The 10,428-nt window shown below is 41.8% G+C and carries 8 protein-coding genes and 1 rRNA gene; 4 read left to right on the top strand and 5 right to left on the bottom strand.

Annotation, left to right across the window (positions count from 1 at the left end):
• Positions 1 to 4 precede the first annotated feature (4 nt).
• The 3 genes from rrf (at position 5) to FTU70_RS06015 (ending at position 3,171) form a co-directional block, all read left to right on the top strand.
• Positions 5 to 119 (top strand): 5S ribosomal RNA (gene rrf / locus FTU70_RS06025).
• Between the two features lie 332 nt (positions 120 to 451).
• On the top strand, positions 452 to 1,810 hold the full coding sequence (locus tag FTU70_RS06020) for an MFS transporter (RefSeq protein ID WP_004974034.1): 1,359 nt from the start codon (positions 452 to 454) through the stop codon (positions 1,808 to 1,810).
• A gap of 191 nt (positions 1,811 to 2,001) precedes the next feature.
• Positions 2,002 to 3,171 carry a PQQ-dependent sugar dehydrogenase gene (locus FTU70_RS06015; protein WP_167846427.1) on the top strand — a complete coding sequence of 390 codons (1,170 nt, stop codon included), beginning with the start codon at positions 2,002 to 2,004 and terminating at the stop codon, positions 3,169 to 3,171.
• A gap of 424 nt (positions 3,172 to 3,595) precedes the next feature.
• Here the strand turns inward: FTU70_RS06015 and FTU70_RS06010 are convergent, their stop codons facing one another.
• From FTU70_RS06010 to ribF, 4 genes are all read right to left on the bottom strand, one after another.
• On the bottom strand, positions 3,596 to 4,078 hold the full coding sequence (locus tag FTU70_RS06010; RefSeq protein ID WP_004974037.1) for a peptidylprolyl isomerase: 483 nt from the start codon (positions 4,076 to 4,078) through the stop codon (positions 3,596 to 3,598).
• Positions 4,071 to 4,610, bottom strand: coding sequence for a signal peptidase II (gene lspA / locus FTU70_RS06005; protein WP_004974039.1), 540 nt, complete (start codon positions 4,608 to 4,610; stop codon positions 4,071 to 4,073). The genes FTU70_RS06010 and lspA overlap by 8 nt, the downstream gene beginning before the upstream one ends.
• Complete coding sequence (gene ileS / locus FTU70_RS06000; RefSeq protein WP_180060301.1) at positions 4,603 to 7,449, bottom strand: isoleucine--tRNA ligase; 2,847 nt, start codon at positions 7,447 to 7,449, stop codon at positions 4,603 to 4,605. Before ileS ends, lspA begins: the two co-directional genes overlap by 8 nt.
• 67 nt (positions 7,450 to 7,516) lie before the next feature.
• Positions 7,517 to 8,518 (bottom strand): riboflavin biosynthesis protein RibF, encoded by a 1,002-nt coding sequence (gene ribF, locus FTU70_RS05995; protein ID WP_131261250.1) that lies wholly within the window; start codon positions 8,516 to 8,518, stop codon positions 7,517 to 7,519.
• Between the two features lie 206 nt (positions 8,519 to 8,724).
• On the opposite strand from ribF, the gene FTU70_RS05990 reads away from it, so the two are divergent.
• On the top strand, positions 8,725 to 9,291 hold the full coding sequence (locus tag FTU70_RS05990) for a 5'-methylthioadenosine/S-adenosylhomocysteine nucleosidase (protein WP_167846491.1): 567 nt from the start codon (positions 8,725 to 8,727) through the stop codon (positions 9,289 to 9,291).
• Between the two features lie 79 nt (positions 9,292 to 9,370).
• Here FTU70_RS05990 and FTU70_RS05985 read toward each other — a convergent pair whose 3' ends face one another.
• Complete coding sequence (locus FTU70_RS05985) at positions 9,371 to 10,048, bottom strand: TetR/AcrR family transcriptional regulator (protein ID WP_180060299.1); 678 nt, start codon at positions 10,046 to 10,048, stop codon at positions 9,371 to 9,373.
• Positions 10,049 to 10,428: the final 380 nt, after the last annotated feature.

The following is a 10,428-nucleotide window of genomic DNA, read 5'->3' as shown; positions in this document are numbered from 1 at the left end:
TTGTGCTGGCGACCATAGCAAGAGTGAACCACCTGATCCCTTCCCGAACTCAGAAGTGAAACCTCTTCGCGCTGATGGTAGTGTGGGGTTACCCATGTGAGAGTAAGTCATCGCCAGCTCATTATTCTAAACACCCTCAACTAGCGTTGAGGGTGTTTTTTTATGAGGGGAAGAAAATATTAAGAAGAAAAGTAGAAGAAAGAAGTTTAAAACAATATATTTACAATAATAAATTATGTGAAAAATATAGCATATATCAAAATATCATAAATTACTGCAAGTCTATTTGGTCGAATTTATCTACAACTTTAGTCTAGGTTTTTAAGAAAATTAACCAGAGTTAAGTTTTTGCTGTAGACAAAAAGTGAATATTGATTCATTTTATATACAAAAGTGAATAACCATTCATTTTTTATAAAATAAAAAGCTCACAATTGGAGGTGAGGGAAAAATGACAGCAACAACAATGAATGTGAATGCTGTAGTGGATCAAGCAAAGTTTAAACCTTTTCATTTAAAAATTGTACTTTGGTGCGTATTTGTCGTTATTTTTGACGGTTATGATTTGGCGATTAACGGTGTGGCTTTACCACTACTGATGCAAGAATGGAATATGACGGCTGTACAGGCAGGTATGCTTGCGAGTACGGCACTGGCAGGCATGATGTTTGGCGCCATGCTGTTTGGCATGTTGGCAGACAAAATTGGCCGTAAAAATGTCATATTAATTTGTGTGACGTTATTTAGTGGCTTTACTTTTTGGGGCGGCTTTGCATCCAACCCAACAGAGTTTGGTATTTTACGTTTTATTGCAGGTTTAGGGATTGGCGGGGTATTGCCTAACCTCGTGGCTTTAACCTCTGAATATGCACCACAAAAAATGCGTAGTACCTTAGTTACCACCATGTTCAGCGGCTATGCCGTGGGCGGCATTATGGCAGCCTTACTTGGTGCATGGTTGACGCCTAGCTTTGGCTGGGAAGTGATGTTCTATATTGCGGGATTACCGTTACTTATTTTGCCTTTATTGTGGTTTTTCTTACCAGAATCTTTAACTTTTTTGGTGAAAAAACAGCAACATGAAAAAGCGCGTCACATCGTCCAGCAAATTAGCCCACAAGAAAATATCAGCCCACAAACACAATTTGTATTAAATGAAGTACAAACCGCAGATGCCTCAATTGCAGCCTTATTTAAAAATAACCGTGGCATGAGTACTTTGCTGTTTTGGTGCTGCTTCTTTATGTGTTTGTTGATGGTTTATGCTTTGGGCAGTTGGTTGCCAAAACTGATGATGGCAGCAGGTTATTCGCTGGGTAACAGTTTAATGTTCTTAATGGCGATGAACATTGGTGCTGTGATAGGAACCATCAGTGGCGGGATTTTAGCAGACCGTTTCCACTTAAAACCTGTGATTATTGGCATGTTTTTATTGGGCGCATTCTCTCTAGTGGGTCTAGGCTTTAACTCACCACAGCCTGTGATTTATTTATTGGTGGGCTTAGCAGGTGCTTCTGCCATTGGCAGCAGTATTTTATTGTATAGCTTTGTTGCTCAGTATTATCCACTTACGATTCGTTCTACAGGTATCGGCTGTGCTTCTGCAGTGGGGCGTGTCGGTGCGATTGTAGGCCCTATTATTATTGGCGTACTTTTGGGCATGGATTTACCACATAAAATGAACTTTTTGGCGGTGGCGATTCCTGCAGTGATTGGTGCAATTGCAGTAGCACTGATTCGTTTACAAAGTACATCACAGGTGGTGAGTGAGCCAAGCGTGGTTAAAAAAGCCAGCCGATCTTATAGTTAATTGATCGTTAGTGTTTTGGGACTTTGAAATTAAGGAGCATTGCTCCTTAATTTTTTGCCTATTCACTTTGTAGAAGATTTAAGTAAGAAAGTGTGTATCGCTACATTTCTACTGTGCACGAGGTACATTTCATTGATTATGATGTCTTGATTAGCACAAGCAAAGATTGAATGAATAGAGGAGCAATTAGGATGCTCAAGATAAATCGGCAATACTATGGATTTATATGTCTAGTTGTATTGGGTTTAACTACAGGGTGTAATGCGCAAGTTGAGCCGAAACAGAACACGGCTGCTTTAGAGTCAAAATCAACTTCTGCACAAAATTTACAACGCTATCAAATACAGCCAATTGCAGATTTTAATGAGCCGTGGGCATTGGCAGAATTACCCGATGGACGCCTATTAATTACAGAAAAAGCGGGGAAATTAAAACTTTTTGATCCAAAAACAGGTCAAAGCTTAGATGTTCAAGCTATCCCTGAAGTCGCCTATGGCGGACAAGGTGGTTTGGGTGATGTCATTTTAGATCCTGAATTTCAACAGAATCAGCAGATTTATTTAAGTTATGCCGAAGTGGGTACGGGTGGTTACGGTGCAGTCGTGATTCGGGGCAAGCTTGTATTAGATGCTAAACCCACGCCAAAACTCACCGAAACTCAAAGAATCTGGCAGCAAGTGCCGAAAGTATCGGGACAAGGACATTATGCGCATCGTATAAAGTTTGGGGCAGATGGCAAATTATGGATAAGTTCTGGTGAGCGACAAAAGTTTGAACCTGCTCAGGATTTAAAATCTAATTTAGGTAAAATTTTACGTTTAAATACAGATGGTACAACACCTTTAGACAATCCATTTCAAACACATGGAGAGATTGCCAAGCAAGTCTGGAGTTTGGGGCATCGCAACCCTTTAGGCATGGCATTCGATTCTACAGGGCAGCTTTGGGTTGCAGAAATGGGACCTAAAGGGGGTGATGAGTTGAATTTGATTGTCAAGGGCGAAAACTATGGCTATCCATTGGTGTCGAATGGTGATCATTATAATGGGTTGCCCATTCCAGACCATGCAACTCGTCCTGAATTTACAGCCCCTGTTCTGGATTGGACGCCAGTCATCTCTCCCTCAAGTTTGATGTTTTATACGGGAGATGTATTCCCACATTGGAAGCATAAAGCGATTCTTGGTGGTTTATCTTCAAAAGCAATTATTGTGGTGGATACGCAAGCACAGCCTGTTCGGGAGTTACAGCGTATCGAGATGGGTCAGCGGATTCGTGGCGTACTTCAAGCACAGGATGGCAATATTTGGGTGATTGAAGATGGTCAATCTGCCAGATTGCTTAAATTGGTGGCTCCATAAAATAAATTTCTTCAGGTCTAAACTTATTTCAAAGTAGGACAAAAAACAAATAGAAAAAAGCCCCAACATCATGTCGGGGCTTTTTCAGATTTATGTTTAGGTATTACTCCTGTTATACCTTTCAGCGTCCTGCCGTTATATTATTTATTATTGTTATTCTTGCTTTTAGAAACATCCTGTTTCTGTATGTGTTAAATATAAAATGAAAGCTGATCTTTGCCTAGCGTCAATTTTCTGCAGTGCATGTAAGCTAAAACGTACAACGATATATCGGTAAAATATAGATCAATAAACTGGATTTATTTAATTTTAAGTATTTGATTATATTTAATAATTATCTTATTCAATAAAAAATCTCCCAAATTCATTTTCTTGTACTTGGGAGATTTGAACAGCAGAAAGATGCAGTAAGTATGCAAATTGATTACATCAACTTAATACCTTGTTGTCCTGCTGGGGTCACTCTAAAGATTTCAACTTCAAAGGTAATATTTTTACCCGCTAAAGGGTGGTTAAAGTCTACTTCAGTCACATCATCGTTGACAGATTTCACCACGCCATAGAGGCTTTGTTTGGCTTTATCTTCAAATTCAATCATGTGTCCTTCAACTGGATGTTGCTCAAATTTAACCGTATCAAAAGTTTGTACGTTTTCAGGATTCCATGGACCAAATGCTTCTTCAGGTGGAAGACTCACGGTACGACGGTCACCTGCACGTAAACCAAATAATGACTTTTCAAAACCAGGTAATAGGCTGCCATCGCCCATGACCAAACTTACAGGTTCAGCGCGGCTACGGGTGTTGTCAATTTCTACACCATTTTCAATGGCGACAGAAAAGTGCAATTCGACTTTTGAGCCATCTTCAATACGAGTTTCATCATTTGGATTAATAATTTCAGTCATGTTGCGCCTGCGCTCGTTCAATTCGGTGCTTTTCTAGGAAAAACGTATCAATTAACAGCAGAATGGTGCCAAGTGTGATGGCACTGTCTGCAATATTAAAGGCAGGGAAGTGGCTGTTGTTGTAGTACACGTGAATAAAATCGACCACGTAGCCAAGACTGACCCGATCAATTAAATTCCCAATCGCACCGCCTAAAATCAAGGCAATCGCCAAAGGCAGTACGATGACATTTTTTGGCATACGCATTAGCCAAAATACAAAAATTACAGACACTAAACCTGCCAGTGAGGTAAAGAAATAACGTTGCCATCCACCTGCATCGGACAAGAAACTAAAGGCAGCGCCATAGTTATGCAGTAAAGTCCAATTCAAAAAGGGCAATACAGGCACTGGATCTGCGTAATTCAGATGCGATACTGCAATCCATTTGGTCCATTGGTCGAGAATAATCGCGACAATGGACAAGCCCACCCACCATAAATTATGTGGATAGAACTGGAATAAGCCCTTTTTGTGTTGTGGATTAGGCATATTTTCTCTCTTCGCCTTGACCTGTTGGAAGGTTGATAATACAACGTGAGCACAAACCTGGATGTGCAGAATGTGTATTCACATCAGGGAGTACATGCCAGCAACGTACGCATTTTTCGCCATCTGCTGCAGAAACTTTCACGTTCAAGCCATCTAAATCAGAGGCTTCGCCTTGTGCAGCATCAAAGCTATTCACAATCACTTGTGAAGTAATCAGAACAAAACGCAGCTCATCGCCTAGTTTATCCAATACGGCTTTGAGTTCGTCATTCGCCCAAAGTTCAACTTTAGCAGATAAGTTGGAACCGACTGTTTTGGCGGTACGTGCTGCTTCAATGAATTTATTGACGGCAGATTTCACTGCAATCAGGGTTTGCCATTCCGCTTCTGCCAAGATGTTAGCTTCAGAAGCCACTGGAATGTCATACCATTCTGCAGTGAAGACATATTTTTCTGATTGCTCAGGAATTAGCGGCCATGCTTCTTGTGCAGTAAAGCTTAAGATTGGCGCCATCCAACGAACGAAAGCCTGAACCAAGTGATACAAAGCAGTTTGTGCAGAATGACGTGCTTGCGAGTCTGCTTTGGTGGTGTACTGACGGTCTTTGATGATATCGAGGTAGAAACCACCCAAGTCATTAATACAGAAGTTGGTCAGCGCACTGGTTACGATATGGAAGTTCATATCTTCATAGGCTTGCTGAATGGTTTTCTGTACTTCTGCGGCACGTTGCAGGATGTATTGATCCAGTGCAATCAACTGATCTACAGGCAGAGCATCTGTAGCGGGTTTGAAACCATTTAAGTTAGCCAACAAGAAACGCAAAGTATTACGGATACGACGATAACCGTCAGAGGCACGGCTAAAGATTTCCTTACCTGCGGTCATTTCATAGCGGTAATCTGCCGATGCAATCCAGAAGCGTAAGCCGTCTGCACCCATGTCTTTAATAATGTCTTGTGGAGTAATGATGTTACCCAACGATTTCGACATTTTGCGACCTTTTTCATCCACTACAAAGCCGTGGGTTAACAAGCCTTTGTATGGTGCGCGTTCATTGATCGCAATTGAGGTGAGCAATGAAGACTGGAACCAGCCACGGTGTTGGTCTGAACCTTCAAGATATAAATCGGCTGGGTCTTGTAACTCTTCACGCTCACGTAGAACTGCATAATGCGTCGTACCTGAGTCGAACCAAACGTCTAAGGTGTCGCGTACTGCATTGTAGTGCTCGGCATCCTCGCCAATGAAGTCTTTGGCTTCACGGTTGTACCAGCCATCAATCCCTTCTTGTTCGATCAGTTTCGCAACTTCTTCGATCAATTCAGGTGTGCGTGGGTGCAATTCGTTGGTGTCTTTATGTACAAAGAATGGAATTGGCACGCCCCAAGTACGTTGACGTGAAATACACCAGTCTGGGCGACCTTCAATCATCGCTTGGATACGGTTTTTACCCCAATCAGGTACAAAGCTGATGTCATTTTCAATCGCATTCAGTGCGCCTTGACGTAAACCTTTGGCATCCATGCTGATAAACCATTGTGGTGTCGCGCGGAAAATAATTGGAGTTTTATGACGCCAGCAGTGCGGATAGCTGTGTTTGATTGGGTGATGTGCCCACAGCTTATTGTTTTCTGCCAAAGTCGTAATAATTTGTGGATTGGCTTTGTAGATGTGTTCGCCTGCAAAGATTGGTGCAGTAGGTAAATATACGCCATTGCCACCGACAGGATTGTCAACTTTTAGGTTGTATTGTAAGCCAACTTTATAGTCGTCCACACCATGTCCAGGCGCGGTATGTACTGCACCTGTACCGCTTGTTGCGGTCACGTGTTCACCTAAAATCACAGGTACTTGGCGTGCTTGAATCAGTGGATGTTGTAAGATCAGGTTTTCGAGTTTGTCACCTGTGAAGTCAGCCAATACTTCATAGCTGCTAAAGCCATAGCGTTCAGTTGCTGACAGTACCAATTCTTTGGCCAAAATAAAGTTTTGTGGTGCTTTTTCATCGGCACGTGCCTTCACCAATTGGTATTCAATTTCGGCATGTAATGCAACGGCTTGGTTCGCAGGTAAAGTCCACGGTGTAGTCGTCCAAATGACGATGTCAGTGGCATCATTCACTTGCACATCCAAACGTGCAGATAAATCGGCTAAATCGACCACAGCAAAACCGACATCAATTGCATCGGATTTTTTATCTTCATATTCAACTTCGGCTTCTGCCAGTGCAGAACCACAATCTAGACACCAATTCACAGGTTTTAGACCAGGTTCGATATGGCCTGCTTTAGCAATCGCACCGAGTGAACGTACGATGTCGGCTTCTTGCTTGAAATTCATGGTGAGGTAAGGGTTATCCCAATCACCAAATACGCCCATACGCACGAAGTCTTTTTTCTGTAATTCAACTTGTGTGTAAGCATATTCACGGCAGGCTTTACGGAAAGTTGAGGCATCAACTTTAACGCCAACTTTACCGACTTTTTCTTCTACTTTGAGCTCAATTGGTAGACCGTGGCAGTCCCAACCTGGAACATAAGGTGCGTCATAGCCATCCATGACACGGCTTTTAATAATGATGTCTTTTAGGACTTTATTGACCGCATGACCTAAGTGAATTTGACCATTGGCGTATGGAGGGCCATCGTGAAGCACATATTTTTTCTTGCCAATACGCGATGCACGAATCTGCTGATAAATGTTGTCGGCATACCACTCTTCTAACCATTTCGCTTCACGTACTGCCAGATTTGCTTTCATTGCAAATTCAGTACCTGGGAGGTTTAGCGTGGCTTTATAATCCACTGCATTTTCAGGAGTTTGCTTATCGCTCATGCAAGTTGTCTTCCAGTTGAATCAGCCCATGGACTGACGCGTTTTACATTAAATATTCAGGGTAAAATTAAAAAGGGAAATTTGGATGATCTTGTCGAAATTCAAGAAGTTTTTCAACATCATCATCAATTCCCGCTTTAAGTGCTTCAAGCGAAGGGTAGTTTTTTTCGCCATGTAAATAGTTTAAAAACGTGACCCGCATTAACAAGCCATACAGATTAGCAGAAACATTGGGGAAATGTACTTCTAATCGCCATTCGGGATGTTCTTGCTTGATGGCAGGACGAGTTCCGACATGCCCTGCACCAAATAAACTGTTTGGGCTGTAGCCTGCAACACCTGTTTTGCTAGGATGTGCATTGCTGACTGTGTCGGTTAAGGAGGTGGTTTCGCAGACCACTTCAACGCCATAAATACCGTTTAAACAAGGACGATGACGGTTTAAACGTACGTTAATGGTGGGGAAATCTAGGGTACGACCAATTTGATCGCCATATTGTACGCGTCCGGTAATACTATAAGGACGTCCGAGCAGTTGTGCAGCGAGAGCCAAGTCACCTGCTTGTAGGGTTTGGCGAATACGTGTGGAGCTGACCCGTTCACCCGATAAATTTACAGTGCTTAAATTGGTAACTTGAAAACCAAAGTTACGTAAAAAGTCACTGTTGCCTTGACGGTTTTTGCCAAAATGAAAATCATCACCCAAAACTAAATGTGTGGCATTTAAGCTATTTTTTAAAAGGTGGGCAAAGGCTTCAGCATTTAAACTACGGAAGTGATTGTCAAACTTGGCCACGGCAATATAGTCGATGCCCAATTCAGTCAGATATTCGACTTTTTCCCGCAAAGAACTGATACGTGGCGGGGCATCATAACCTTTAAAAAATTCCAGTGGTTGTGGTTCAAATAGCATCACCACCGTTTTTAGTTGTTGTGCGGCAGCCACTGCTTTGAGTTGTTGAATCATCGCCTGATGACCGACATGCACGCCATCAAAATTGCCAATGGTCACGGCAGTTTGAGCTAAGTCGGTGGTAGAAGATAAAGCATTCAGGCGGAGCAGCTGCATGGTCGAATGAAAGTTGAAAATTTGTAAGAGCTATATATTGCCATATTCTCGCGCTTTCGTCTTGTTGTTGTGTTTTTAACCTGAAAAATTATCGAAAAATCAGGCAAAATCCGACAATTTAATCTGCAAATCGCAATCGGGTTTGCACCGCATTCAAATTTCTTTTCTAATGGGGCGGTTTTAATGAACTGCACGAGTAGATGGCTATGAATTCTGATTTTGCTTTAATTATGGCATTGCCCAGTGAGTCTAAAGGCTTGTTTGAGCAAGCTGGGATTCAGGTGCATTACAGTGGCATTGGTAAAGTGAATGCCGCATTTAAAGCCTTTGAAGTGATTCAGAAAACAGGCTGTAAAACCTTGCTCAATTTAGGCACTGCGGGCAGCTCCCATTTTGATGCGCATGCTTTGGTGGAAGTGAGTCAGTTTGTACAGCGAGATATGGATGTTTCACCGTTGGGTTTTCAGGTGGGGGTGACGCCTATGGATCAGGAGCATCCTGCAGAAATTGAGCTGGAACGCTATTTTGAGCATTTACCTAACGGAATTTGCGGTACAGGCGATAGTTTTGAAACGGGAACACCGAAAGTGCCGTGTCAGCTGGTCGATATGGAAGGCTATGCGATTGCCAAAGTCTGTAAAAAATTAGGGGTGCGGATGCTGTCGGTGAAATATATTACCGATGGTGCCAATGATACAGCGCATTTAGATTGGGAAGAAAACTTGTTGTTGGGTGCACAAAAACTATTGTCTTTGTATCAGGGTCTTAAATAATATCGTTACCAAAACACCACGACCCTAGTTTTAACTAGGGTCGTGAGTAAAAGTGCGTATCTTAGTTAGTGCTGTGCAATTAGTCTTCTGATTCTTGTTCAGGTGTGGCAGTGACCACAGCGGCTTGAGGTGCATCCACTTCGTCCTGACGCGGCATAATACCGTAGAGCATCATGTGAACCGTATGTTGCAAGACACGTTGCAACATACTGCGGTTACGCAGGGTTTTACCTGTCACCATTTCCATTTGCGTTGCAAAGTCGGCATAGTTTTGGGTAATCGCCCAAATATTCAAAATCAGCAATTCAGGATCAATCTGTTTAGACAGTTTGCCTTGCTCTTGCCACATGGTAATGACTTTGGCTTTGCGTTTGACCAGTTTTTTCAGAGGGCCTTTTAAAATTTCCTGAATATGTGGCGCACCTTGAATCACTTCTAATGCAAATAGACGTGATGCTTTCGGTTGAGTACGTGAAACCTCAATTTTCTGCAGCAGATAATTGGTAATTGCTTCATCAGGCTCGAGTTCAGCTTCGAGCATTTGCAAAGGTGCCAGCCATTTTTGTAGTACTGTAGTCAGTACCTCAACATATAAGGCTTCTTTATTTTCATAATAATAGAAAATATTCGACTTATGCATCTCTGCAATTTGTGCGATTTCGTCCAAACTCGCGCCGCTAAATCCGTATAAAGAAAATACGTCGAGTGCAGCATTGAGAAGCTGATAGCGTTTTTGTGTACTCTTTTTTTGTTCCATTCGTAATTTTAAAACAATGAAAAAAGGGAATTATTAATTGTACGGCAAATCATCAGGCTTGTGCATCTTTTAAAGATGTATTTTTAAAATATTTTTAGTTTATTCTGTAGTTTAGCTATTAAATCCGTGAAAAGTATGATTAGAGAGGGGGAGTATCTTGTTTTTGTATTTTCTGACTGAATGAATAAGTTTTTTGAATTTTCTATATAAATGATAAAAGTAAAGTTTCTTCCTGCCTTGCATCAATTTTATTTAAAAAAACTAAACAGTGGTGTGGATGCTGCCAATTTTGATCATCCCTACACTGTCGTGCTGACAGGTATAGGTGTGATGACCTGATTTAATCGGCAGCATGTTCCACGTGAAACATGTTTGGATTT

The sequence above is a fragment of the Acinetobacter sp. YH12135 genome, assembly GCF_013418565.1.
GTDB lineage: Bacteria > Pseudomonadota > Gammaproteobacteria > Pseudomonadales > Moraxellaceae > Acinetobacter > Acinetobacter towneri.
This window is presented reverse-complemented; position numbering and strand designations above follow the sequence as displayed.

Coding starts and splice junctions, on each gene's coding strand:
- FTU70_RS05990 (WP_167846491.1), top strand. CDS start 8,725: ATGAATTCTGATTTTGCTTTAATTATGGCATTGCCCAGTGAGTCTAAA.
- ileS (WP_180060301.1), bottom strand. CDS start 7,449: ATGAGCGATAAGCAAACTCCTGAAAATGCAGTGGATTATAAAGCCACG.
- FTU70_RS05985 (WP_180060299.1), bottom strand. CDS start 10,048: ATGGAACAAAAAAAGAGTACACAAAAACGCTATCAGCTTCTCAATGCT.
- lspA (WP_004974039.1), bottom strand. CDS start 4,610: ATGCCTAATCCACAACACAAAAAGGGCTTATTCCAGTTCTATCCACAT.
- ribF (WP_131261250.1), bottom strand. CDS start 8,518: ATGCAGCTGCTCCGCCTGAATGCTTTATCTTCTACCACCGACTTAGCT.
- FTU70_RS06010 (WP_004974037.1), bottom strand. CDS start 4,078: ATGACTGAAATTATTAATCCAAATGATGAAACTCGTATTGAAGATGGC.
- FTU70_RS06015 (WP_167846427.1), top strand. CDS start 2,002: ATGCTCAAGATAAATCGGCAATACTATGGATTTATATGTCTAGTTGTA.
- FTU70_RS06020 (WP_004974034.1), top strand. CDS start 452: ATGACAGCAACAACAATGAATGTGAATGCTGTAGTGGATCAAGCAAAG.